Here is a 25,869-nt window from a genome sequence, read left to right as displayed (position 1 = left end):
TTGTCCGGTTCTGCGCAATCTATGTCCATTTGCGGACGAAAATTCAAGAAGATAAATATGTAAATAATTGATATATAAGTATCTTTAAGATTGGCATGATTATTTTATCTACAAAAGTGAAATATATAAGTATGAAACGCACATATCTCGGTGAATTTGAGGAATTGGTATTGCTTACCGTGGCCGTACTCAATCAGAAGGCCTATGGTGTAGCGATTGCCGATGAGCTGGAAAGCCAGACGGGTCGTTCCGCCAATATCAGCGCCGTGCATGCGGCATTGCATCGGTTAGAGGAAAAAGGCATGCTTGTGTCGCACCTCGGGGAAGCTACGGCCGAGCGTGGTGGTAGACGCAAGCGCCTCTTCGTAGTGACAGCGCTTGGCGGTGTTACTTTATCTGAAATCAAGGAAATGCGGAACAAGCTCTGGGATGCTATTTTACCAGGCGTTTTAATAACTACCATATGAAAGCGCCCCGTCCTCCCCGCTGGGCCGATGGCCTGCTCAAATTGCTCTGTTCCCCTCATTTGCTGGAAGAGATCCAGGGCGATCTCTATGAGCGTTACGATAACGACCTTACGGCATTTGGCCGGCAGGAAGCCGACCGGCGTTATATCTGGAACGTCATAGGCTTCATTCGCCTCCGGTTTGGTTTCGAGCGGGCAGGATGGTCGAAAGCATTGAAAAATCATACGAAACCAAATACCCGAAACCTCTTTTCCGCTATGTTCACGAGTTACTTCAAAATCGCTTTGCGTAACATTTGGCGCAATCGCACCACCAGCACGGTGGGCATTCTCGGATTGTCTGCCGGCCTGGCAAGCGGGCTGGTGATTTTTCTCCTTGTGGGTTACCTGTTCAGTTTTAACCGGTACCATTCGAAAGCGGACCGTATTTACTGGATCGTTACCGATGTACTGACGGATCAGCCACGGCCAACCGATGTAACACCCAGGCCATTGGGACAAGTTCTCCGGGACGAATACCCTTTCGTGGAAAGTGCCGTGCGGCTCAACAACCTGTTCGGTACCATCGTGGGCATTCCGGATGGGAAGGGACGCATGGCTAAGAAGTTCGAAGAATCGAGGAATATCTGTTTCACGGAGCCTGAGTATTTCAAAGTTTTTGATACGAGATGGGCATCCAATGCTCCTCAAAATGCATTGAGCGAGCCGAATACGGTGGTTTTGTCACGGGAATATGCGGTCAAATATTTTGGTACGGAAAACGCCGTCGGCAAAACCCTCCGATTTGATAACAAAGCCGATCTGACAGTCACAGGGATCATTGAAAACCCGCCGTCCAATACCCAGCTGCGGTACGATGTGCTCGTTTCTTATACAACGTTGCCGGGATTGATGGGCGAGCCGGATATGTTGCAGGCCTGGGGTGCGCCCAATACGATGTGCTGGGTGGCATTGAAGGACGGGGCACACTTGTCGCAGCTTGAAAATAGCTTCGCGGAGATTACGCGCAAGCATTTCAGCGCAAAAGAGGCACGTACCTATCAATTCAGGACAATTGCGCTGAACGAAATGTTCCATATGCCCGGATACGGACCAGCGCCTCGCCCGATATTATACGCGCTGATAGTCGTAGGGTTATTTCTCGTGATTGGTGCCTGTGTGAATTTTATCAACCTTTCGACGGCGCAGGCAATACGGAGGGTGCGCGAGGTGGGGGTTCGCAAGACAATGGGCAGCTCCAAAACGCAGCTGACCGGACAGTTTATGCTGGAAACGGCGCTGTTGTGCGCAGCTGCGTTCGTAATAGCGCTGATATTGGCACAATTGAGCTTTCCTATGCTTAACCGGGCATTGTGGATGCTCCGCGCGGATATTTCAGTACTGCATTTGCTGAAAGGTAACGGCATACTGTGGTTTGGAGGATTGGTTTTGGGCGTCATTTTGCTGGCGGGGTTCTATCCGTCGGTCGTGCTGGCACGTTTTAATCCAGTAACTGCATTGAAAGGAGCAGCGGGGAATCAGAAGGCAGGCCGTTTTTCGGTGAGGAAAAGCCTTGTGGTAGTGCAGTTCTTTATTACCCAGCTTTTTATTATCGGCGTGATTGTCATGTCCGCCCAGGTGAAGCACCTGAAAACCGCCGAAACGGGATTTGATAAGGACCATATCCTGATGGTCAAAATGCCGGGCGATGATCTGGCGCGACAGAGTACCTGGGTCAACGAACTCAGTGCGATGCCGGGGGTAAAGCGGGTCGCATTGGCCGCGGAACCGCCCATGTCGCAAATGAAAACGGACGAGCTGTTCACATTCAACCACAGGGATGAGCAGGAAAAATTTCCGGTCAATGTACGGATTGGCGACAGCCGTTATGTGGAGGTTTTTGGCTTGAAACTACTTGCAGGCCGAAATTTGGGGTCCGACGATACGACCCGTCGGGAAGCATTGGTGAACCAGACTATGCTAAAACAGCTCGGTATTGCCAATCCAAAGGATATCCTCAACAAAAGTATACGGCTTTGGGACCGTGACCGGACGATCGTGGGTGTTGTCGGGAATTTCAGTCTGGACCCGCTGAGCGCCGGCGTGCAGCCCGCCGCGATTGTGAACGAGGCCCCAGCCTACACGATGGCCGCGGTGAAACTGCAACGTGCCGACCTGCATCCAGTGCTGCCGCGCATTGAAAAAGCCTGGAATAAGCTATTCCCCGAAAACGTCTATCAGGCGGGTTTTCTGGACGACAAAATCAACGAATACTATGCTACGGAGCATATCCTGCTGGGGCTGATCCAGGTTTTTTCCGCCATCGCCATCGCAATAGGCTGTCTGGGCCTTTATGGGCTGGTAACGTTCATGGCAGCGTCGCGGTCGAAGGAAATCGGGGTTAGGAAAGTGCTGGGCGCTACGGAAAAGCAGGTGGTTTGGATTTTTGGAAAGGAATTTGGTCGTTTGCTGGCGACGGGGTTTTTACTCGCGGCACCGCTGGGTTGGTTTCTGATGAAAAACTGGCTTCAGAGGTATCCCCGTCAAATCGAACTGGGCTGGTGGGTGTTCGCCGTTACAGCCGGGTCGGTGGTACTGATCACCGCGCTGACAATCTCTTTCCAGTCCCTCCGCGCAGCGCGGAGGAATCCGGTCGTGAGCCTGCGCAGCGAATGAGGGTTATTCCACCACTGCCGACACGCTGATATAAGTGGGGATAATGCCTGTCGCACGGATGCGTACCTCCGCATCTTCCGCCTGCGTGTTGCCGGTGAGGACGAGCGCGGTGTCGAGGCCGAACTTGTTGCCGCCCAGGATGTCGGTATTCAGGGTGTCGCCCACCATCAGAATTTCCGTTTTACTCACATTTGGGTAGTTTTTGATGTGTTGGTATGCAAAAATAAACATCTGCGGATCAGGTTTACCGAAGCGGATAAACTGTCGACCGATGGTATCTTCAATCATTTTGGCCAATGCCCCGATGGCGAATGATACGCGGCTTTTAGATGCCGGGTAGGTCTTGTCAGTATTCGCAACGATCACGGGAATATTACGCTTGCGGAGCAGGTTGAGCGTTTTGGTTAAATCAGTATTCCAATCGAAACCTTCATCGTCCAGAAAAACCAATGCATTGATATCGGAGACATTGGCGAGGTCCAATTCCCGGATTGAGAGCGTTTTGAGGTCGGCGGTTTCGATATAATGGGCAGAGTTTTCGGTTCCGAGGTAGGCAACAGTTCCTTTTCTCACTTTCAATTCCAGGTACTCGCGTGCGAGCATGCCCGAGGAAATGATCCGGTCGGGTGTCACGTCATCAATGCCGAGGTTCACATAACTTTGAGCAAGCTGCTCGGGGCTTCGTGAGGCGTCGTTGGTAACCACATAAAAATCCTTCCCGTGCTCGCGGAGGTAGGCAAATGTGTTTTCGATACCGGGGATCAGCCCGTTATATGTTTTGAGTACGCCAAATGCATCAAAGAAAATGACATCATATTTTGAAATAACAGATTTGAAATTATCGAGTACCATAGGTTGGTGTCTTTGGAGTGAACTGAATTAGGAGGTTGCTAGATTTTAAGGGCTCGGAGGATCTTGTCGGCATCGAAACCGTCTATCGACGGAAAATAAAGCTCATAAGCCTCGCGCTGCAACTTGGTGCAATAGGAGCGGTGGAAAAAGTATTTACCGTATTTGATCACATAATTCAATATAAAAAACCGGTAAGCCTCTTTCATGAAGCGTACTTCATTCTCTGTAAGCGGGTAAACTTTGTGGTATTCCTGCAAAAAAATCATAAAGCGCTCTTCCATCAACGGCCCGATGAGATAGCTGAAAACCGTGCGGTCGCCGACATTGGAGCATACCCGGCTGAAAAAATAGAAATCCATCACCCGCGACGATACCCGGAACCAGTCGTAATCCCAGCGTGAAAACAGCTTCAAATCGTCGGTAACAGAGAAATTTCCGATGTTCCAGTCCACAAAAACAGGCATCAGGTCGAACGAGCTGACGTTGAGGCGCTGGATATTCTTCATGAAAATATCGCATTGCTTTTTGAGGATATTGATATACCCGCGGTGCTCGTACTGGCCGGTATCGGTTTCGAGGATTTCCAGCAGATGCTGAATGTCGGTACGGAGGTTTTTGGATGATTTTGGAATAGACCGGCTCGCGCGGAAACATGCCTGATGGAATTTCGCGGTTTCGGTACCCAGCTTTCGGATATGCTCTTCTTCAAGCCGCCGCGGAAGCCGGTTCATGGCCCGGATCGGGTTATAAAAAACGACCCAGGTATCCACAAAATCCTCCTGGTAACGGTAGGTATAAACCTGGTTATTCTTCACCAGCGACTTCGCAAGCACATTTTCGAAGGGATAAAGCAGGTTATTGGAAAGGGCCTGGATGATCCGGTGGTCCTCCTTAAAATGTTCGTATTTACCGAAATAGGAAAGCTTGGCAACCACCTTGTCGTCGTTGTCGAGCGTGACGCGGAAGACGTGGTTGGTTGAAACTTTGGCACTGATATCTTCTACAAATTTGACCCCGATCGAATTATCAAACCCTGCCCAGGCCTTCCTGATAATTTCGGGATAATCTTTTAAACGCATTCCTGATCTCGCATTAGGCTTTACAGATGGCACCAAAGGTAGCAAACTCGCCGGAGCAGAATACCCTGGCCGTTAGGATTGAATAAAAAAATAATCACATAATTTTGCGAAAACTTACTTTTTAAACTTTGTTTTACTTTTTCTCCCGCTTTCTGGTCCGCCTGGCATTGCCTATTTATCTGAGAAAGCTTTGCGTCGTTAATTTCGATAAATTACCCAAAGGGTCTCCGCTGCTGCTGGCCTCCAACCATCCCGATTCTTTTTTCGATGCGGTGGTGATCGGCTCCGTGCTCGAACAGCCCATCCATACGCTCACCCGTGGGGATGTTTTCCGCAAAAAAGCAGCTGCATTCTGGCTACGTCAAATTAACCTGATCCCGGTTTTCCGTGGATCGGAAGGCAGGCAATATGTTAAAAATCATGATGTTACTGCACAGGAAAGTCACGACGCATTGAAAAAGGGCGATGCCGTGGTGGTATTCTCTGAAGGAATTTGTGTAAACGAATGGCGCTTGCGCCCCCTCGGCAAAGGTACCGCGCGGATGGCCTATAAAATATGGTACGGCGATGATGCACTGCGAAGCATGAAAGTAATCCCTACCGGCCTGAACTATGAAAATTTCCGCGGCCCGGGCAAGCGCGTTTCGCTCAACTTCGGAGAGGCCATTGCCGCCGACGACATTCAAACCAGTCCGCAGGAATATGAAAAATGGCTTCGGGAATTTAACGACATTCTCGACCGCAAAATGAATGCGGAGATCCTCACGATCGCGGACGAAGCACCCAAAGCGGAACGCGAGCGGCAACTGAGCGAATTTTTCGACAAATGCGCGCCCTCAGGGAAAAATAAGAACCCATTACTAGGGGCAATCGGCTGGATCGGCCGCATGATTCACCTGCCGTTATATTCGTTTTTTGAAAATAAGGCCGCAAAACTGACTGCCAGATCGGTTTTTTATGATTCGGTTCTGTTCGGAATGCTGCTGTATCTCTATCCGGTGATCGTTGTGTTGCTTGCGATTATCGCAGCTGTATTTACAGGCTGGCAGGTTGGGCTCGGAGTTTTTGTAGGGTTGCCGTTGCTGGCCTGGGCGGGGAGTAAATATTGAATTAACCATGCAAATTTGCACTTAACTTGCAGATTTACATGGTTAATTCTGACAAATTGTATTTAAAGTAGTTCAGGATTGTACTATTTATCTTTCACCTTCCCCAGCCCCATCGCCTTTAACATCCAATTGGGCAACGGCTTTCTGAGCCCGCGCTTCTGCAAATCCATAAACCAGCCGATCTTTTTCAAAATAGGCACCTTATGCGTTTCTACGAGCTCGATCAATGTGCCGTCCGGGTCTTCGAGGTAGGCGAAACGGCCGGCGGCGTTTTCCATGCCGAACGAGCTCTCACTGTCGACGGTGAATGGGTAACCTTGCGCCTGGAGTTTGGTTTTCAAAGTGTCCATATCCAGTGTGTCGAAACATAAGTGGATGTAGCCGCAATCACCCCAGTAGCGGTTTTCGAATATCTTTTTAGGCGTGCGGTCGAGGGCTTGCACGAGCTCGATCTGCACATCGCCGAGCAGGCGGCTGAATGCGCCGTCGGGTGTGAAGCTTTTGCGCAGGAGCATTCTGCGGAAGCGCTGGCCCGGAATGGAAGTCGGCAAATCCTCGAAAACGTCGGTTTTATCGTACACGATATTAAGCGGTTGCAGCAGGTTCTGGTAAAAAACCACTGCCTTATCGATGTCGGAAACGCCGATCACCACGCCGGCGACGCCGCCTACTGTTTTGCCTTTGGTTTGAAACCAGGTAGCGTCGCTGGTAATCTGGAACGTGTTTCCGTAGGGATCGGTTCCCCAGAAGCCTTCACCTTCGGGCAGTTTCACAAGCGGGCCGGTCGCTTCTTTGGAATGGCTTTTCACCCATTCATGCGCCTTTTTCACATCGGGAGCCTTGAAACGGATAGCATTAATGCCAAGGTCGCCGATTTCGACTTTAAAATTAGCGGGCTGCGATTGGCGGCTTGTGAACGACCATATTTCGAGCCCCCCGCCACCTGCCATATTGATGGCCAGGGCAGCCTGTCGTGAATGGACCTTGCCGCCGGTATAGGGCGTCATGAGCGGGGCTTCCGCTTTTTCGTCGAATACGGGTACATCGAAACCCAGGACCTGCCGGTACCATTTCCAGGTTTCGGGCACGTTCTGGCAACCAATTCCTACCTGTTGAATTCCAGAGATCAGCGGAGCACTCATTTTATTGCGATTGTATGAAGATAAAGGTGGATAATCTTTAAGAAGCGGCAATTTTACGAAATAAAAAGCAAACGAGCCCTGGCACAGGTGTTTGTAGTGGAAATGCGACCTGTGGAAAAATTTCTCAGGATACAAAAAGTAAATGATTATTTGATAAGCATAATAATTGCTATCTTTAAATTGGTTTTCCAAAATTTTATTTCAAAATACTGGAAATCAACGCATCCATTTGGTTGCACTCATCGTATCTGTAGATGAGCCCGTCTCAATGATAGTCTAGAATGAACCAGTCAGTTGTAATTGCACCGATAGGCGAGAGCTTACCGGATTTTTTGAGTTCAAAACAGTATTCAAAAATCGTAGTAATAGCCGATAACAACACCAAAAGGCATTGTTATCCCATTTTAAAGGCGTTTTTACCGAAACATAGTGTTGTAACCGTTCCCAGTGGCGAGGCGCACAAGACATTGGCGACCTGCGAAAAAATCTGGGAGGCCATGACGAAGGAGGAGCTTGACCGGCACGCATTGGTGATCAATGTAGGCGGAGGGGTGATCGGGGACATGGGTGGTTTTTGCGCTGCGGTTTACAAGCGTGGAATAGATTTTATTCAGGTGCCGACGACCTTGCTTTCGCAAGTGGATGCGAGTGTAGGAGGGAAGCTGGGGATTGATTTCCAGGGTTTTAAAAATCATTTGGGCGTTTTCAATATCCCTAAGAGCGTGCTGATCGACCCGGTGTTTTTAAAGACATTGCCGGAGCGTGAAATACGGTCGGGGTTTGGAGAGGTGATCAAGCATTGCCTGATCGCCGACGGGGCTAAATGGGAGGAAATCCGGGCGAAGGATTTTGAACAGCAAAACTGGCCGGACCTGATCGCACATTCCGTCAAGATCAAGCAGCAAGTGGTGGATCAGGACCCGACGGAAAAGGGTTTGCGAAAGATTTTGAATTTTGGGCATACGCTCGGCCACGCGGTGGAGACATACTTTTTGAATAAACCCGCTAATCAGCGGCTTTTCCACGGAGAAGCGATCGCAGTGGGTATGATCATGGAAGCGTACCTGTCGTTCGAGCGGAAAATGATCGACCAGCAGACGCTAACGGACATCGAGGAGTTTCTGTTTGCGACTTATGGAAAGGTGAAGATCAAACCGGAAGATGTGGAGCAGATTATCGCGCTGACGAGGCAGGATAAAAAGAATAAAGGAAAAGAAATCAGGTTTTCATTGCTGAGTGGCGCCGGGCAATGTGCCTTTGATATAGTAGTAACAGCGGCTGAAATGCGCAGATCAATAGCTTATTATTTGGGATAGATTTATAGGTTCGGCATAAGCTATTGGTAGTGAGGAAGTATTGAATACATTCTTGATATATTTTAATTCACAACCTGACAAATTTAAATGCTTATGCTGAGGTCTATTTCTATTTATGTCGCTTTACTGCTCGTAGTCGTGATTGCAGGGTGTTCCAGTGGCCGGAAAGTGTTTGTGGAGCATGATTACAGCTACGAAACCAATTTTAAAGATTACTCTTCATATACGTTTCTGGAATGTGAGAGGGATACCAACAATCTTTGCACCGAAATTTATGAGGCGATCCGTCGCCAGATGCAGGTAAGGGGCTACAAGCTCACTGCCGAAAAGCCGACGCTGCTGGTGAACTATGGTATTTTCTACGATAACCTGCGTTACCAGGGCTATATGCAGCCGGTGATCAAGAACTGGGTGGATACCGAGAATGAGGGCTTCCGCTACGAGCCGATCAAATACGCGCTCGACAAGGGCACGCTGATCGTTTCGCTCATCGACGCGGAAAGTGACCAGGTGGTTTGGAGAGGTTATGCTTCGGGGATATTCAAAGGGACGGAAAGTTCCAATAACCATTACCGGAGCGTAGTAAGGCGCATTTTCGACCAGTATCCGCTATTTGCCAAAGGGTATGACCCGCGGCGGTACAGCGAGCAGGTAGGACGTTAACTACTTTTCATATTTGAATGCCGATTCCGCGCGCTCTTTGTCAGGGACACGCGGAATCGGTATTTTATTTAATCAGGGTTTCAGTCCGGCATCGTCGGACGCTCCCAGTGCCAATGCACCCCAGTCGAGGTTTTCGCGACCTTTGGCCAGACCGGAAATGAACCGGTTTTTGATAATATCGGCAAAAGGCATCGGCGCATTCACATCGGAAGCGGTTTGGAGTATCAGGTTAATGTCTTTCAAACCCAGTGGAAAGCGGAATGCAACGGGCTCGTAGGTGTTGCTGGCGACGAGCTTTCCGTAATTCTGGAAAATCGGTGCGGCAAACAATGTTGATGTGAGCATTTCATAAATGCTTTGTCGTGAAATACCGCTTTTCTCCGCCATGGTGAATGCCTCCCCCATCATTTCGAGGCTGCACGCGATCATGAAGTTACCGGCCAGCTTGATCACGTTCGCTGCGCCCGGATCATCCCCGAAATCAAAAACGCCTCTTACGAAGCTCTGCACGATGGGTTTAATGCGCTCTTTGGCAGCCGCGTTACCTGACAGACAGATGTTCCCTACCTTCGCGCGCACGGCTTCCGGGCGGGCGAATATGGGCGCGGCCACGTAATGCGCGCCATACCACTCGTGTACCTGCGCGAGCTGGCGCGAGGTTTCCGGCGAAATGGTGCTCATCGAAATGTGTACGCCGTCTTTTCCCAGTTTTTCAACGAGTTCCATCGAAAATATTTCCTCCACAGCCGCATCGTCGGCGAGTACCGAAAATACGAGGCCGCCGTTGGTAATGGCATCGATCGGATCTTCCACAACCGTTGCGCCCAGTTTGGTTAATGGCTCGGCCTTGGAGGCAGTCCGGTTCCAGATGACAAGTTCATAACCCGCTTCGAGCAGACTTTCAGCGATAGGAGTTCCAAGGTTCCCGAGTCCGAGAAACGCTATTTTTTCAGACATAATGATAGGTTTAGATAGTGAAAATCAAACTTGAATGACGCCCACATTGAAAGGTTTTTCAATAGGCGCCTGGTCGGCGGCCTTCACGCCTGCCGAAATGATGCGTCGCGTTTCCACGGGATCGATAATGCCATCGACCCAAAGGCGTGCGGCGGCGTAGTAAGGGGATAATTCTTCGTTGTAGCGGTCTGTGATTTGTTTCAACAATTCCTTCTCGGCCTCGGGCGTGATCGTTTCGCCTTTGGCTTTCAAGGTGGCTGTTTGCACTTGCAGCAAGGTCCGGGCTGCCGTAGCGCCGCTCATGACGGCCATTTGGGCAGTAGGCCAGGCGAATATCAGCCGTGGATCGTAGGCTTTGCCGCACATAGCGTAATTGCCGGCACCATAGGAATTGCCGATAATGAATGTAAACTTGGGTACTACCGAATTGGCCACGGCATTCACCATCTTCGCCCCGTCCTTGATAATGCCGCCCTGTTCCGCCCTGCTGCCCACCATAAAGCCGGTAACATCATGGAAAAACACGAGCGGGATCTTTTTCTGGTTGCAATTCATGATAAAACGGGCTGCTTTATCGGCGGCTTCGGCATAGATCACCCCGCCCATCTGCATCTCCCCTTTCCCGGATTTGACCATTTTACGCTGATTGGCAACAATGCCCACGGCCCAGCCGCCCACACGCGCGTAGGCACAGATGAGGGTTTTACCGTAATCGGGTTTGTATTCGTCGAGCTCGGAGTTATCCACAATGCATTCCAGAATGGGCAGCACATCGTAGGGTTTCAGCCGGTCGGTGGGGAGGAGATTGTAGATTTCCTCCGGCTGGCGCAGGGGCTGCTGGGCGGGTTTGTGATCGAAGCCCGCGGATAATGGCTTGCCTATTTTATCGATATGCCTTTTGATGGCGTCGAGGCACGATTTATCGTCGGGAAACTTGTTGTCGGTCACGCCGGAGATTTCGCAATGCATAGCGGCTCCTCCCAGCGATTCCGCGTCGATATCTTCGCCGATGGATGATTTGACCAAATAGGGACCCGCCAGGAAAACAGAACCGGTCCCTTCGACAATGAGCGCCTCGTCGGACATGATCGGTAAATAGGCCCCGCCCGCGACGCACGAGCCCATAATCGCTGAAATCTGCACGATGCCCATGGCTGACATTTGGGCGTTATTCCTGAAAATACGTCCGAAATGTTCCTTATCGGCAAAGACCTCTGCCTGCATCGGCAAATACACGCCGGCGCTGTCGACGAGGTAAATGACGGGCAGCCGGTTTTCCATTGCGATTTCCTGCGCCCGAAGATTTTTCTTGGCCGCAATCGGGAACCAGGCGCCGGCTTTCACCGTGGCGTCGTTCGCGACGATCATGCATTGCTTTCCGGCAACATAGCCAATACCCACTACCACGCCGCCCGACGGGCAGCCGCCTTCATCCTCATACATTCCGTCGCCCACGAATGCGCCTATTTCAAGGAAATCGGAGCCCGTATCGATCAGGTAATCGATCCTTTCCCGGGCGGTAAGTTTGCCTTTCTGGTGCTGTGCTTCGATTTTTTTCTTGCCTCCGCCGAGCTTTACCTGCTCGTATTTCTGGTTCAGGATCTGGATGAGATGTGGTAGGCTTTCCTGGCTGGTCATGATGATGAAGAATGGTGTGAGTAATTGAAATGGGCTTATTTCAAATGTAAAAAGTCGTTCACCGGTAAGCAAACGACTTTCATATTTATTTAAGAATGCGAGGCCCTATTTAATCGTAGTGGCGGTATCCAGCGGCGATTCGGCCGGGCCTTTGTCTTTTTTACCAAATACAGACACATTGATATAACGTTTCGGATGTTCGCGGAAGTTGGTAAGCAGCTTGTTCATGCTTATCATCGTCCGGTTGAGATTATTATACAATGTTTCATCCTTCACCAGTTTTCCGGCCGTTCCTTTGCCGGATTCCACGCTTGCGAGCAATGTGTGCAGCTCCTCAATGGTTTTTCTTGCACTTGTTACCGTCTCACCGAGGCGCAATGCATTCAGGGAATCGGCGAGGCTGCCGGTTTTGGCAAGCAATGGTTTCAATTCCTTTTCAGTTTCAACAAGGGAAGTTGTCAGCTTATTGAGATTTGAGGTCATCGCAAGCAGGTTGGTGCGATTCTCATTCAGCAAGCCTTGCAGGCTGGTGCCCGTCTGGTTATAGTTTTTCAGAACCTGGTTGAGGATCAATCCCGTTTCCTGAAAACCGCCTACGACGAGGTCGAGGTTTTTAATAAGCGAATCGGCGTGAGAAACGAGGGGCAGTGCTTTTTCCTGCAAAACAGCGGAGATGCCCGACTCTTTCTTGGCCATGAGCGTATCACCGTCCTTCATCGGAGCGCCAGTGCCCATGGAGAGGTGAATAACCTTGCCGCCAAGCAAACCACCGTCGGCCAATACCGCGCCTGTTCCCTGGGGAATCACGATGCCTTTTTGCACATCGATGGTCACCAGCAAGTGGTTTTGGCGGTTTTGGAGCAGTTTGATTTCCTGTACACGTCCGACGTTCAAACCATTCAGCAATACGGGATTGGAAGCCGTTAGTCCGTCGATATTGTCGTAAACGATGTAGTACTTATAAGTTCTGGAAAAAACGTCGGAGCCTTTGAGGATGTGAAAGCCGAAATACAACATAATAATGGCGAACAGCGCCATAACCCCGACTTTTGCCTCTTTTGATATTTTCATGGACTAATTGTTTGTCCTGCATGCAGCAGACTAAGCAGTATTAAACTTTCAAATGGCCTTAATTCGAGTGATTTTCAGGTTTAACACCAAAGTATCAAAAATTGTTTTGAGAAATCAAAGCAATATGTGACCGATGAGTTAGCGGTCCATATCTTTTTTGTACGCCATAAATGCCGAGTGAATGCATTTGGCGACTTCCTCTTGTCCGGCTTCGGAGCTCAGGTATTCTTCTTCGTCGGGAGATGAAAGGAAGCCCGTTTCGATAAGCACACTAGGCATTGCACAACGCCACAGGACGAGGAATCCGGCTTGTTTTACACCGCGGCTATCGCGCTCAGAGATGGACTGAAATTTCTTTTCTATCAGATCGGCCAGACGTAAGCTACTGGAAATGAATGCACTTTGGTAATTGGCGAGCATGATGTGCGCCAGGGGCGAATCCGGGTCGAAACCTTTGTATTTTTGCTTGTAATTAGTTTCCTGTAAAATTACCGAGTTCTCGCGTTTGGCTACTTCTAGGTTACCTTCGGTTTTGTGCAAACCCATCACAAAGGTTTCCGTGCCCCTCACACTTCTGGAACGGGGTGTCGCATTGCAATGAATGGAAATGAAAAGATCGGCATTGTTGCGGTTGGCGAAGGCGGAACGCTCGCCCAATTCGATGAAGACGTCGGTTGAGCGTGTAAAGAGCACTTTGACGTCCGGTGTTTCCTCCTTGATCTTCTTGCCTAGCTCAAGGGCGACGGCCAGTGCTACGTCTTTTTCCTTTGTATATTTGCCTCTGGTACCCGGGTCTTTACCGCCGTGGCCGGCGTCGATTACGACCGTATTAACCTTGCTCCCTGACTTCACAGTAACCGGTTCTTGCTGAAAAACAAAGGCGACGCTCGCCAGCAAAAAACTTGTAACAATTACTAATTTAAGAAGTTTTAACATTATTTTTTAGTTGGGGCCTTACGCGAAAGGGGTTTCTCTGCTAATTTTGAAATTCGTTATGCAAAAATACGCTAATTGTTAGAACTGAAAAGAAAGGCGATTATTATATCGTCGGTAGTTGTGGCGTTTCTCCTGTTCAGCACTGTGGCATGTGTGCAGCAACGCTCCAAGGGTTCCGGGAAAAATCAGGGTAAGCTTAAAAGTTCGACTTCTGCAAAGCAATCAGCGGATTCCCTTCTTACAGTGCAAAAGCAAGCAGGTGCGGATACTTCCCGTGCCGGCCAGTCAGGTACGTCCGTTCCAAGAGGCGGTGTAAATGCGGATAGTACGCTCGCTAACAATGCATTAGCGGATTCTACAGTCGCTGATTCCCTCAAAAATCCCGATGACCTCGAGAATACCGTCCAATATACGTCGGAAGATTCTACGATCATGGACGCGGTTTTAAAGCAGGTGCATTTGTATGGAAATGCGGAAGTAACCTATGGGACGATCAATCTGAAAGCCAATTATATCCGTCTCAATTGGGTTACCAACGAGGTTTACGCGATCGGGACTTATGATTCAACGGCCAAGAAAATGGCCGGGGAGCCGATCTTCCAGGATGGGCCGGAAACTTACAATACGAAGGAAATCCGATACAATTTCAAGTCTAAAAAGGCGCTGATCCAGGGTATCGTGACCCAGGAGGGTGATGGTAACATCCGCGGTGAAAAGGTTAAAAAGGATACGGAAGGTAATTTTTATATCCGCCATTCCATGTATACGACCTGTAACCTGACCCACCCGCACTATTACATCAATGCGCCGAAGATCAAGATGGTGAACAAAAAACAGGTGATATCCGGGCCGTTCAACCTGGTGATCAGCGATGTACCATTGCCTATCGCATTGCCTTTCGGTTTTTTTCCGTTTCCTAAAAAGAAAGAGAACGGTACAAGCGGTATCATCATCCCTACTTATGGCGAGGAGCCGAACGGCCGGGGTTTCTACCTGCGTGACGGCGGCTACTATTTTGCGATCAGCGAGTACGTGAATGCGACCGTGCAAGGCCAGATCTACTCCAATGGAAGCTGGGGACTTGGTTTGATGTCGACATATATCAGACGCTACCAATATTCAGGGAACCTGTCTTTGCGCTTCAATAGAAACAAATCCAGCGATGAGCTCGACAAGTTGCTGGGGCGTGGTAATACCAACGATTTCAGCATTCTCTGGTCACACGCTCCGAAACCTCGTGGAAATTCCCAGTTTTCGGCGAACGTAAATGTCAGCAGTAACACTTACAACCAGCAACAGGAATTTAATGTAAACAAATATACGTCCAACGTTGCCAGTTCTTCGGTGCAGTACAACCGTACTTTCGGACAGTATATGCGTGCGGCGGGATCGTTGCGCGTGAACCAAAACTTCGGGCAGATTAACCCGACAACGCAACGACGTGAAAACGGTAAGACCAACGTTTCTACGGATTTTAGCTTTGGCGTAAACCAGATCGCCCCTTTTGCATTGAAAGGTGGTCGCGGACGCTGGTATGAGAGCTTCCGTCTGGGCCTTGATTTTAGCGGTAACTACGCGTTGGCTAATGCATTGACGGCCGTTGATACGTCATATAGCAGTCTTGGCTTTGTGATAACCGATGCCAAGATCGATACCACCCGGCTCAAAAAAACCAAGATTGTGGCATTTAACCTGAGCAATCTGCCGGAAATGCTTAAAGACGCGCAATTTACCGGTCGATACAGCCTGCCCATCTCCCTGCCGAACTTCAAGGTGCTGCGTTTTGTGAATATTACACCCAGCGTGTCGCTGTCGGGGGAAGTGTTCACGAAGCAATACCGTTATACGCAAACCGGCCGCGATTCGATCCGCATCGATACGCTGCGAAAGGTAGGGACAGAATACTCCTACAATTTCGGGGCGGGGATGAACACGCGCTTTTACGGAACATTCTTCTTCGGCGGCAGGCGGCTGGAAGCCATCCGTCATACGGTGATACCTTCGGTGTCGTTTACCTATACGCCGGATTTTACCGGCGAGGCATTCGGTTTTTATGACAGGATACAGGTGACGGACAAGAAAGGCAATGTGCGTGATCTTTCGCTCTCCAAGTTCCGCGGGGTAGGATCGGGCGTGGGTAACGGGCGGGCGTCGAGTGTCATTTCATTCAGTTTGAACAACTCTTTTGAAATGAAGCTAAAAACCAAGAGCGATACGGCCGCCCAGCAGTTCGAGAAGGTGTCGCTGCTTGACAACCTGAGTTTGGGGGGAAGCTACAACCTGCTGGCGGATTCATTGAATTTATCCAACATTACCATCAATGCCAACGCGCGGATCGGCCGGAACCTGAACCTGAACTTTAACATGAACCTCGATCCGTACGCCTACCAGGCCAATCCGAATATCACCGGAAACCAGATGGGCACGAAGATCAACAAATATGCGATTACTCAAGGCCAGGGGCTTGCCAATTTGCAAAACCTCGGGTTTACGCTGGGAACGAGCTTCTCGCCGAAAAACAGTAGTTCCAAAAACAATACTACCACTCCGCAAACCACCAATCCCAACGATCCTGATGCCGAGGCCAAACAGCAGGCCAAGGAGTTTATCGCACAAAACCCCGACTTGTACGTGGATTTCAATATCCCCTGGAGTGTGTCCCTGAACTACAACTTCGGGCTTACTAAACCGGGGTTGTCGAAAGCGCAGATTATCCAGGCCATTCAGGCAACGGGCGACCTCAGCTTGTCCAAAAACCTGAAACTGACCCTCAGTACCGGTTTCGACTTCGTCGCGTTCGAGCCAACCATCACGCAGCTGGGCATTATGCGCGACCTGCATTGCTGGGATATGAGCTTCAACTGGACGCCATTCGCCGGTAGCGCCGCGCGTGCGAGCAATTACAGTTTCACATTGAAAGTGAAGTCGGCGATCCTGCAAGATCTGAAAGTGACCCGCCGCCGGTCATTCTACGACAGATCAGCTTATTAATCAGGATTTTGTATTAACAAAAATGGCCGTCCCACTGGAACGGCCACTGCAATACTTGCGAGAAATGCTTATTTCGAAGATGGTTTGGCAGCTGCCTTTGGAACCACTTCTCCATTCAGATAAAGCGTAATAGACCCGCCTTCGGTATTGCTGAAAACGGTTACAGGCTTGTTGAAAGGACCTGCCGCAGCAGCATTGAAAGTAGCTTTTACCGAACCGGTCTTACCTGGAAGCACAGGATCCTTCGACCACACGGGGGTAGTACATCCGCATGAAACGGTTACATTGGAAAGGATCACGGGATCGGTACCAGTGTTGGTGAATACAAATTCGTGTGTTACAGGAGTGCCTTGTGGTACTTTACCGAATTTGTGTGTTTCTTCTTTAAATTTCAGAACACCTTTCTGTGCAAAACTTACGGTGGTCAGCCCGAGGATTAGAACCAGCGCTGAAAAGAATACTTTCATAGTTGTAACTATACTTTAAGTGGTGAAAAACTTACGGTTAAACAAGATTAACGCTTAAAAAGTTAAATATAATAATCATTAACCAATATTAACAATGGCCTAAAACCAGGCGTTCGGATGCCGGGGTTATTATTTTCCTGCATAATTTTGGCTTGCATTCAAAAAAACGTAATTTAACTTACGGATTAAAACCCGTGATTTTTGCTTATGCTTCAAAATGATAGTTTGACCGGTTCCAGTGTTTTGAGTAAGGAGGATATTATCGATGATTACCGCTTGGCATGCGAAAGTCGTCAGGTAAGTTTGCTGGGGAGGAAGGATACAATGGGTGGTCGTTCTAAATTCGGGATTTTTGGAGATGGTAAAGAAGTAGCACAGATTGCACTTTCCAAAGTTTTTCAACCGGGGGATTTTCGCTCGGGATATTATCGGGATCAGACCATCGAAGCGGCTGTCGGGAATCTTACCTGGCAGCAATTTTTTGCCCAAATGTATGCCCACGCCGATCTCGAACACGAACCTAATACTGGCGGCCGGTCGATGAACGGCCATTTTTCGACACGCTGGGTGGACGAAAATGGTGAATGGTATGATCAGACTAAATTGTACAATTCCGTTTGTGATATTTCTTCTACCGCGGGGCAGATCCCGCGCGCGCTAGGGCTCGGATACGCTTCCAAATTATACCGCGAAAACAACAGCCTGCAAGATATGACGACGTTTTCCCGAGAAGGAAATGAAGTTGTATTTGCCACAATTGGTGATGCTTCCACCTCTCAGGGGATGTTTTGGGAGGCGATGAACGCTGCCGGCGTGTTACAGGTGCCGATGATTGTCTCCGTGTGGGACGATGGCTATGGGATTTCTGTTCCTATCGAATATCAAACCACCAAAGGTAGTATTTCAAAGGCTTTGGCAGGATTGCAGCGCAATGAGGACGGTGACGGCATTGAAATCATGACCGTGCATGGTTGGGATTATCCTGCATTGGTTGAGACTTATCAGCGGGCTGCGAAAATTAGCCGCGAAAAACATGTGCCGGTTCTGGTACACGTTACTGAACTGACTCAGCCTCAGGGACATTCAACGTCGGGCTCGCATGAGCGCTATAAGTCGAAGCAGCGGTTGCTTTGGGAACGTGAGCACGATTGCAATGTGCATTTCCGCGACTGGATCTTGAAAAACGGGTATGCGACCGATGAAGAGCTTGAAGGGATAGAAAGGGAAGCGAAAGAAAAAGCCCTCAATGAGCGTAATGCGGCCTGGCAGGCTTTCCGCAGAGAGCTGGACGCTGAATACCATGAAACGATCCAGCTTTTGCAGGCAGTAGCCGGCGCAAGTGCTTTTTCAACAGAAATAAACAATGTAATCCTCGAATTGCAGAAGACCTATTTGCCGGTTCGCAGAGATATGGTCGGTGCTGTGCGGAAGGTTTTGAGGGTTATCGGAAAAGAAGACAATCCGCAGAAATATACCTTGCAACAGTTTTTGCAGGCCAATTTGAAGGCTAACCAGGAGCGTTTCAATTCGCACCTTTATAGTGAAACACCTTACTCGCCAATGCTCGTAGAGCGTGTCAATCCCGTATATTCGGATAATAGCTCTGTGGTCGACGGCCGCGAGGTGATACGCACCTACTTCGATGCGCTTTTTGAAAAGGATCCGCGTGTGGTCGCATTAGGCGAAGACATTGGCTTTATCGGTGACGTGAACCAGGGTTTCGCCGGCTTACAGGAGAAATACGGCGAGGTTCGTATTACCGACACCGGTATCCGCGAAACGACGATCGTTGGACAAGGAATAGGAATGGCCATGCGCGGTTTACGGCCGATCGTGGAGATCCAGTATTTCGACTATATCTATTATGCACTGGCCACGCTTACCGACGACCTGGCGTCGCTCCGGTATCGAACAGCCGGTGGGCAGCGGGCTCCGCTGATCATCCGTACACGCGGGCATCGCCTGGAAGGCATTTGGCATTCGGGTTCACCCATGGGTACGATGCTCAGTAGCTTGCGCGGCTTGCACGTGATCGTTCCCCGCAATTTCACTCAGGCAGCCGGTTTCTACAATACATTGATCAAAGGCGACGATCCTGCATTGATCGTAGAACCGCTGAATTCCTATCGTCAGAAGGAAATTTTGCCTGATAATGTGGGCGAATACTGCATTCCTTTGGGTCAACCTGAAATTTTAAGGGAAGGAAGTGACCTCACAATTGTTACTTATGGCTCAATGTGTCGTATAGTAATGGAGGCCGCTTCTCAATTGCAGCATTCAGGCATTGAGGTTGAAGTCATCGACGTGCAGACTTTGCTGCCGTTCGATGTGGACAACCGGATAGTGGAGTCCATTAAAAAGACGAACCGGGTTATTTTCGCAGATGAGGATTTACCCGGAAGCGCATCGGGTTTTATGATGCAGCAGGTTTTGGAAAAGCAGCAGGCTTACCGCTGGCTCGATTCGGCGCCGGTAACCATTGCAGCGAAAGATCACCGCCCACCTTACGGGTCGGATGGCGATTATTTCTCAAAACCTAACATGGACGACATTTTCGAAACTGTTTACAACATCATGCGAGAAGCAGCCCCAGATAAATATCCGGAGCTGTTTAACGCATGACACAATGTATCGTTCAAAAGGAAAAAGAATCTTAGACATTTTACTGGCGGCAATGGGGTTGATGACCTCATTGCCGTTTTTTGTTGTGCTGCCTCCTGTTTTGTGGTTGCATTTTAAAGCTAACCCATTCTTCCTGCAAGTCAGGCCCGGAATGAATGGCAGGCTTTTTATGATCCTGAAATTCAGGACAATGCACGTTAATAAGCACACAATCTCCTGGCTTGGTCGATCGCTCAGACGATCATCGGTCGACGAATTGCCACAATTCTGGAATGTGCTGGTGGGTGATATGAGTATCGTCGGGCCACGCCCGTTGTTGCCGGAATACCTGCCCCTTTACAATACGGAACAGCGCTTACGGCACGCGACAAAGCCGGGTATGACGGGCCTGGCGCAGGTCAACGGGAGAAATCAGCTGAGCTGGGAGAAAAAATTTGAATACGACCTACATTATGTCGATAACGTTTCGCTGGCGCTCGATCTTCGGATCATTTTTGCGACGCTAGTTAAAATATTATCGTTCCGCCACACCGCAGGAGAAGCATTACCATTTAAAGGAAACAAGGTATGCTGATATTCGGTGCGGGTGGTCATGCAAAAGTGGTACGCAGCATTCTTTCGGCATGCGGAAAGCAGGTTAACGGAGTATTTGACGACAATTGGCAAACTATAAACTCGCTGGATATGAAGGTTGCCTGTTGCTATGATCCCGAGTTAATGCCCGGCGAAGAACTGATCATCGCGATCGGAAACAATCTTGATCGTCGCAGAGTGGCCGAGAAGATTGTCCACGCATTCGGGGTTGCAATTCACCCCACGGTGATTGTCGATCGTTCGGTACGAATCGGCGAAGGCGTTGTCATTGTCCATCATGCGGTTGTCCAGGCCGAATGCTGCATTGGCGATCATGTAATCATCAATACGGCAGCGACAGTCGATCACGAATGCATTCTTGAAAACTTTACACACATAGGCCCTGGCGCTACGCTATGCGGGGGCGTGCGCGTAGGCGAATGCGCGCTCGTGGGTGCGGGAAGCGTAGTACTGCCAGGCGTAAAGATCGGAAAGGAATGCGTGATCGGTGCCGGATCCGTGGTGGTCCGCGACATTCCGGATTATGCGAAAGTGGCGGGAAATCCTGCCAGGATCATTCATTGACACTAACACACTATGTCGTACAAAATCTACCTCTCGCCTCCGCACATGAGCGGACGTGAAATGAAATACATTCAGGAAGCCTTTGACAGCAACTGGATAGCACCTGCCGGTCCGAATATCGATGCTTTTGAGGAAGAGTTGTGCCGCTATACCGGCAGTAGACATGCATTGGCGGTGTCATCGGGTACGGCGGCGATACATCTGGCATTGCTCGCATTAGGTATTCAGCAGGGCGATATTGTTCTATGTCAGTCGCTGACCTTTGTAGCGACCGTGAATCCGGTTATGTACGTGGGCGCTACGCCGGTTTTCATTGATAGCGAGCCGGTAACGTGGAATATGTGTCCCAATGCGCTGGAAGATGCAATCCTGTATTATTTAAACATTGGGCGAAAGCCAAAGGCGGTGATAGTCGTGCATTTGTACGGAATGCCGGCGATGCTGGATGAGATTTTGTATTTGTGCCGAAAACATGAAATCCCTTTGATTGAGGACGCTGCAGAGGCGCTGGGCTCGGAATATCGCGGCCGGAAAGTAGGGACGTTCGGCGATATTGGAATTTTGTCTTTTAATGGGAATAAGATCATTACCACATCCGGAGGCGGAGCGCTGCTGTCTGCAAACGAAAAGTATATAGAGAGAGCAAGGTTCTTAGCCAAGCAGGCGCGCGAGCCAGCATCTCATTATGAGCACCATGAGGTGGGGTACAACTACCGGATGAGCAATGTGTGCGCCGGCATTGGGCGCGGACAGTTGGAAGTGATAGATGAGAGAGTTGCGCAGCGGCGGGCTAATTTTCATTTTTATTCACAGCACTTGAAAGTGATGCCAGGAGTGAGTTTTCAAATAGAGCAAAGCGAAGTCATTTCTAATAGATGGTTATCAACAATGTTAACTAACAACTCGCCACTTAAACATATCTTCGCAATGAATGCAATCAACACATTAAATAATAAAGGCATTGAATCAAGATCAGTTTGGAAACCTATGCATTTACAATCAATATTTATCGGACAGATGTACTTCGGCGGAAATACATCTCAAATGCTGTTTGAACAGGGAATATGCCTGCCTTCCGGTAGTGATTTATGCAAGCATAACCTAAAATATATTGCTGACAATATTGTTGACCACTCATTACAATAAGATCTGTGACTTATCTGGTGCACTATTAAATGTGATACTTATTCTGAAATTTAATTCAGAGCAAGTATCACATTTTTGAAAATACAGCCGTACTTATGGCGGCTTGATGTTTTAGTTAGTAACTACAAACGTTGTGGTAGAAGTAACACTAGCCCCATTTTTATTGAAATCCATAGCAGTTACTGGAATGTTGAGATTCCGTACATCGCAGGGGTAGCCATCAAAAAGTACACGTGAGAAACTTTGTATTCCACTTTCAGTATAATTTCCTGTGTAAGGGAAATAGGTTCCAAAATTCAATCTGTCGGAAAGTTCGAATGCCCACGTTACACTATACTGCTGTGGTTGCTGTTGTTGATCTGATAAGATACCTCTTTCCCTATAATAATTGCCTTCAATTTCAATTGCCATTTTGCCTATATCCAAACCGGGAAAAATCGGGTTAGGGTTGGGTATCCAGTAATACCGACATCTCAATTTGGATTTTACGTAGTAGGCACCGTCCCAACCAGGCATATCGTAGATTCCATTGCCTTTTTGCTCCTTTTCCCACGGACCCATTTTGGCGCTGTTACGCGGTTTAAAACCTTCCTCAACTGTGGAAAATTTGATATTATTAGCCAAGTAATCTTCTTTTGGAGAGGTTAATAATGTATTTATGGCTGTTTGGTCAGATCCTTTGATACACTTTATTTCTTTTGCTGAAAACTGATAACTCGTGTTATTAATGATAACAACCCCTTTGTCGTTTGTGATTTTTGCATAGTTAGAATTAACACTATTCAGTTCATAAGAATTTGTTTTTTCGTTGAAGAAAATGAGTTTGGGGAGTTTCTTTGACTGTTCTTGTAATGAGACGTTGGGTGAGAGTGCTAGATACGCTGAATATAGAGTTTTAATATGATAGGTTTTTTGCCAATTGGCATATTCCTTATTGCTCATATTTCCTAATCTTTTAGCGGTTGCTTCAAAATCATCTATTGTTTCAAATGCGAACGCACCGTTGATGACCTTTAAAGTATTTTCATTTCGCTCTTGCTGCTCCGGGGAAGTTGTTGTGTTAATTAGCGACGGATTTTCGCACGATAACGCGGATAACGTAAGAATGCTTAAAAATAGTCTTTTCATAGAATTTGCTTGTTTAGAAGTTTTGTATCCAAAAGTATACAATATTTAACCGTGCCACAAGTTATTTCTACAAGTTGCGCATATGTATTCGTTCAGATACGAAATTATGCTACAAATATTGCCCATTGTGTGGTTGAGGTTTAGAGAGAAAAGATTGTGCATTTTTCTGAATTTCAGTAAACTAATAAGGGTATTAGACCGTATTAACAAATGCACAATCTTAGGACCAATTTTTGCAAATGTCTGGCGATTGCCTAATTGGTTTTCTGAGACTAAATGGACGTCTAAGGCAATTTCAAATTCTACCCAAGCAAGCCAAAATGTCGCATATGGAATACTACTTTGCCTTGCTTGGCTGAGTCCTTATCGATAGATTCCGAGAATTGGCTATTGGGAAACTTCGCTCCCGACATTCCAAACTGTTTACGGAGTTGGTTCACAGCACAGCGTATAGCAAGAGTCGGCGTAATCTCTCAGAGAAGGCAGCCCAATTATTGAAGCCGGTCTGCTTAAAATTTTCAGGCCGTGATAGTGACTACGTCATAGACCCAATCCCGGTGCCGATTTGTCAAAAACCTCGAATTGCTCGGCAAAAATGTGCAGCGGACTATGATTAATTTCCCATCAGCTGCTTGGCATGCGAACCACAAAATTTGCTACTTTGGACGGTTCGCCGCTACAATTTAAGATGCACTTGGTAATTTCCTAAAGTGACTTCCCATTGAGCCGGCATGATCACGGCAAGCTCTCAAAATATTTTTGCAGTTAAATAAGTTGGAAAAAAAGACCGCCGCGTGAAATGCGATCTTTTTTTGACGAAAGAAACTTACTATTGAATTTCGACTTCAAATTGGAGCGGAGAGTAAGGAAGTATCGAGTTGTTACCGTTTTTGCCATAGCCCAGCGCAGAAGGAAAAATGATAATCGCTTTTTCTCCCTTTTTCATTTTTCTGATCGCGCGGTCAAAGCCACGGATAGTGTTGGGGCTACCTGTGATAAAGCTACTAGTGTGCTCATCAAACTTGGTGTCGTCTAGCGTTCTGCCGATATATTTAACGTTGACGGACTTGCCTGCGCCGATCGTGTCGCCAGCGACCGTGTTCGCTCTAACAATCACCAGGTTATCGCTGGTTCTCTCCGATACAGTATAGCCCTTTTTAGCAATAAAATCGTCAATTTGCTGAACTTCCGTACGCGTCTTAAGGAATTCGACTTCCAGACGGATCGGGGAATAGCCCGGGATATTAACCCTGTCGACTGCGCCCGAAGCAAGGTAGAATGGAAGGTAGAACGTCGCTGTTTCACCTGTCCGCATCCGGAAAATCCCTATTTCGATACCTCCCCAATACTGATAACCTCCGACCGGGAACGAGAACTCGGTCTTAGTATCGACCGTCGAGGAGATTACCTTGGTTCCATTCAGAAGATAGCCCGTGTATTTGATGGTAGCAGCGTCGCCAATTTGTGCTTTGAGGCCAGCCGGCTTCGGAGTTTTAATGATATAATAAAAGCCGGTAGAGTCTCTCACAGCTTTTGAGCCTAGGCTATCGGCCCGTAAAGCAGCCTGGATAGCAGCTTCGTTTTCAGCGATCTTTTCTTCATCCCTGCTCGACACATCTTTCATACAAGACGACAAGCCGATCACCATTGCCAGTAGTATACACCATACCAGATTAATACGCTTCATTTCTTTTTAAGTAATTAATGGGGACTGTTTTAGTTTCAGGGTAGACGCTGAGGAATGGGAATTGGTTGTAATCACGAGTGAAAAACGTCGATTTTTACATTTTTTTCGAAGTATTTACAAAATGGCGACAGCGGGCATTGGAAGCATTGGGGGTTACGCGCGGTACACACGTAGCGCCCGTGCAGGATCAGCCAATGATGGGCTTTGTGAATTAAATGTTTGGGAATATGGGCCACCAGTTCGCGTTCGACTGCTAGTGGCGTCTTCGCGGTAAGTGGGACCAGGCCAAGTCGGCGGGATACCCTGAAAACGTGCGTGTCGACAGCCATTGCCGGCATACTGAAAATCACCGAAGCGATTACATTAGCGGTTTTGCGCCCAACGCCGGGCATTTTTTGCAATTCCTCAACAGTCGACGGTACTTCCGAGTGGAACTGCTCAACCAGCATGCGTGCCATGCCTACCAGGTGTTTTGCCTTGTTGTTGGGGTAGGAAATGGATCTGATATAGGTAAAAACCTCTTCCGCATTGGAAGCAGCGAGTGACTCGGGATCCGGGAAGCGCTCAAAAAGCTTGGGCGTGACGATGTTCACCCGCTTGTCGGTACATTGCGCCGACAAGATAACGGCCACCAGCAGCTCATACGGGTTGGAGTAATGCAGCTCGGTTTCCGGTTCCGGGAAATTCTGGGTGAAATAATCCAGGAAATGTTTATAACGTTCTTTTTTTAACATAATATAATCATGGTCCTGCGAGGGGTTGAGTATCCGACACAGAAATCTTGGC

The 25,869-nt window shown here is 48.5% G+C and carries 21 protein-coding genes; 10 read left to right on the top strand and 11 right to left on the bottom strand.

Going from position 1 to position 25,869, the window contains the following annotated elements:
* The first annotated feature begins 131 nt into the window (after window positions 1–131).
* Together AAHB90_RS19200 and AAHB90_RS19195 are read left to right on the top strand one after the other, a co-directional pair.
* Window positions 132–467, top strand: coding sequence for a PadR family transcriptional regulator (locus AAHB90_RS19200; RefSeq protein WP_342086816.1), 336 nt, complete (start codon window positions 132–134; stop codon window positions 465–467).
* A complete protein-coding gene (locus tag AAHB90_RS19195; RefSeq protein WP_342086815.1) occupies window positions 464–3,121 on the top strand; it encodes an ABC transporter permease in 2,658 nt (885 codons plus the stop codon). The genes AAHB90_RS19200 and AAHB90_RS19195 overlap by 4 nt, the downstream gene beginning before the upstream one ends.
* Before the next feature lie 3 nt (window positions 3,122–3,124).
* Here the strand turns inward: AAHB90_RS19195 and AAHB90_RS19190 are convergent, their stop codons facing one another.
* Window positions 3,125–3,973, bottom strand: coding sequence for a TIGR01459 family HAD-type hydrolase (locus AAHB90_RS19190; protein WP_342086814.1), 849 nt, complete (start codon window positions 3,971–3,973; stop codon window positions 3,125–3,127).
* Window positions 3,974–4,011: 38 nt separating this feature from the next.
* Window positions 4,012–5,052, bottom strand: a complete 1,041-nt coding sequence (locus AAHB90_RS19185; RefSeq protein ID WP_342086813.1) for a hypothetical protein — start codon at window positions 5,050–5,052, stop codon at window positions 4,012–4,014.
* Window positions 5,053–5,180: 128 nt separating this feature from the next.
* Here AAHB90_RS19185 and AAHB90_RS19180 point away from each other — a divergent pair, with 128 nt between their 5' ends.
* On the top strand, window positions 5,181–6,161 hold the full coding sequence (locus AAHB90_RS19180; protein WP_342086812.1) for a 1-acyl-sn-glycerol-3-phosphate acyltransferase: 981 nt from the start codon (window positions 5,181–5,183) through the stop codon (window positions 6,159–6,161).
* Window positions 6,162–6,244: 83 nt separating this feature from the next.
* Here the strand turns inward: AAHB90_RS19180 and AAHB90_RS19175 are convergent, their stop codons facing one another.
* Window positions 6,245–7,303: a VOC family protein gene (locus AAHB90_RS19175; protein WP_342086811.1), complete on the bottom strand. Its 1,059-nt coding sequence runs from the start codon at window positions 7,301–7,303 to the stop codon at window positions 6,245–6,247.
* Window positions 7,304–7,584: 281 nt separating this feature from the next.
* On the opposite strand from AAHB90_RS19175, the gene aroB reads away from it, so the two are divergent.
* Together aroB and AAHB90_RS19165 are read left to right on the top strand one after the other, a co-directional pair.
* On the top strand, window positions 7,585–8,619 hold the full coding sequence (gene aroB / locus AAHB90_RS19170; RefSeq protein WP_342086810.1) for a 3-dehydroquinate synthase: 1,035 nt from the start codon (window positions 7,585–7,587) through the stop codon (window positions 8,617–8,619).
* Window positions 8,620–8,706: 87 nt separating this feature from the next.
* Window positions 8,707–9,282 carry a DUF4136 domain-containing protein gene (locus tag AAHB90_RS19165; protein ID WP_342086809.1) on the top strand — a complete coding sequence of 192 codons (576 nt, stop codon included), beginning with the start codon at window positions 8,707–8,709 and terminating at the stop codon, window positions 9,280–9,282.
* Between the two features lie 72 nt (window positions 9,283–9,354).
* Here AAHB90_RS19165 and AAHB90_RS19160 read toward each other — a convergent pair whose 3' ends face one another.
* The 4 genes from AAHB90_RS19160 to AAHB90_RS19145 form a co-directional block, all read right to left on the bottom strand.
* Complete coding sequence (locus tag AAHB90_RS19160) at window positions 9,355–10,239, bottom strand: NAD(P)-dependent oxidoreductase (protein ID WP_342086808.1); 885 nt, start codon at window positions 10,237–10,239, stop codon at window positions 9,355–9,357.
* 24 nt (window positions 10,240–10,263) lie between these two features.
* Window positions 10,264–11,877 carry an acyl-CoA carboxylase subunit beta gene (locus tag AAHB90_RS19155; protein WP_342086807.1) on the bottom strand — a complete coding sequence of 538 codons (1,614 nt, stop codon included), beginning with the start codon at window positions 11,875–11,877 and terminating at the stop codon, window positions 10,264–10,266.
* A 105-nt stretch (window positions 11,878–11,982) separates the two neighbouring features.
* Window positions 11,983–12,948, bottom strand: a complete 966-nt coding sequence (locus AAHB90_RS19150; RefSeq protein WP_342086806.1) for an MlaD family protein — start codon at window positions 12,946–12,948, stop codon at window positions 11,983–11,985.
* A 138-nt stretch (window positions 12,949–13,086) separates the two neighbouring features.
* Window positions 13,087–13,884, bottom strand: a complete 798-nt coding sequence (locus AAHB90_RS19145; protein WP_342086805.1) for an N-acetylmuramoyl-L-alanine amidase family protein — start codon at window positions 13,882–13,884, stop codon at window positions 13,087–13,089.
* A gap of 75 nt (window positions 13,885–13,959) precedes the next feature.
* On the opposite strand from AAHB90_RS19145, the gene AAHB90_RS19140 reads away from it, so the two are divergent.
* On the top strand, window positions 13,960–16,875 hold the full coding sequence (locus tag AAHB90_RS19140; protein WP_342086804.1) for a putative LPS assembly protein LptD: 2,916 nt from the start codon (window positions 13,960–13,962) through the stop codon (window positions 16,873–16,875).
* Window positions 16,876–16,943: 68 nt separating this feature from the next.
* Here AAHB90_RS19140 and AAHB90_RS19135 read toward each other — a convergent pair whose 3' ends face one another.
* On the bottom strand, window positions 16,944–17,342 hold the full coding sequence (locus AAHB90_RS19135) for a DUF1573 domain-containing protein (RefSeq protein ID WP_291035973.1): 399 nt from the start codon (window positions 17,340–17,342) through the stop codon (window positions 16,944–16,946).
* 207 nt (window positions 17,343–17,549) lie between these two features.
* On the opposite strand from AAHB90_RS19135, the gene AAHB90_RS19130 reads away from it, so the two are divergent.
* From AAHB90_RS19130 to AAHB90_RS19115, 4 genes are read left to right on the top strand one after another with little or no spacing between them, the layout of a single operon-like run.
* A complete protein-coding gene (locus tag AAHB90_RS19130; protein ID WP_342086803.1) occupies window positions 17,550–19,964 on the top strand; it encodes an alpha-ketoacid dehydrogenase subunit alpha/beta in 2,415 nt (804 codons plus the stop codon).
* A gap of 4 nt (window positions 19,965–19,968) precedes the next feature.
* On the top strand, window positions 19,969–20,538 hold the full coding sequence (locus AAHB90_RS19125; RefSeq protein WP_342086802.1) for a sugar transferase: 570 nt from the start codon (window positions 19,969–19,971) through the stop codon (window positions 20,536–20,538).
* The gene (locus AAHB90_RS19120) at window positions 20,532–21,122 is read left to right on the top strand and encodes an acetyltransferase (RefSeq protein WP_342086801.1); all 591 of its coding nucleotides are present in this window, start codon (window positions 20,532–20,534) and stop codon (window positions 21,120–21,122) included. The genes AAHB90_RS19125 and AAHB90_RS19120 overlap by 7 nt, the downstream gene beginning before the upstream one ends.
* A gap of 12 nt (window positions 21,123–21,134) precedes the next feature.
* Window positions 21,135–22,268 carry an aminotransferase class I/II-fold pyridoxal phosphate-dependent enzyme gene (locus AAHB90_RS19115; RefSeq protein ID WP_446717915.1) on the top strand — a complete coding sequence of 378 codons (1,134 nt, stop codon included), beginning with the start codon at window positions 21,135–21,137 and terminating at the stop codon, window positions 22,266–22,268.
* A gap of 111 nt (window positions 22,269–22,379) precedes the next feature.
* On the opposite strand, the gene AAHB90_RS19110 is transcribed toward AAHB90_RS19115, so the two are convergent.
* From AAHB90_RS19110 to nth, 3 genes are all read right to left on the bottom strand, one after another.
* The gene (locus tag AAHB90_RS19110) at window positions 22,380–23,396 is read right to left on the bottom strand and encodes a hypothetical protein (protein WP_342086799.1); all 1,017 of its coding nucleotides are present in this window, start codon (window positions 23,394–23,396) and stop codon (window positions 22,380–22,382) included.
* Between the two features lie 829 nt (window positions 23,397–24,225).
* Window positions 24,226–25,083, bottom strand: a complete 858-nt coding sequence (locus AAHB90_RS19105) for an FKBP-type peptidyl-prolyl cis-trans isomerase (RefSeq protein ID WP_342086798.1) — start codon at window positions 25,081–25,083, stop codon at window positions 24,226–24,228.
* 71 nt (window positions 25,084–25,154) lie between these two features.
* Window positions 25,155–25,817, bottom strand: a complete 663-nt coding sequence (gene nth / locus AAHB90_RS19100; protein ID WP_342086797.1) for an endonuclease III — start codon at window positions 25,815–25,817, stop codon at window positions 25,155–25,157.
* Between the last annotated feature and the right edge of the window lie 52 nt (window positions 25,818–25,869).

The organism is Dyadobacter sp. OTU695 (assembly GCF_038440355.1).
Classification (GTDB): domain Bacteria; phylum Bacteroidota; class Bacteroidia; order Cytophagales; family Spirosomataceae; genus Dyadobacter.
Note: the sequence above shows the minus strand (reverse complement) of the source record. Positions and strands in the feature narration are given on the sequence as shown.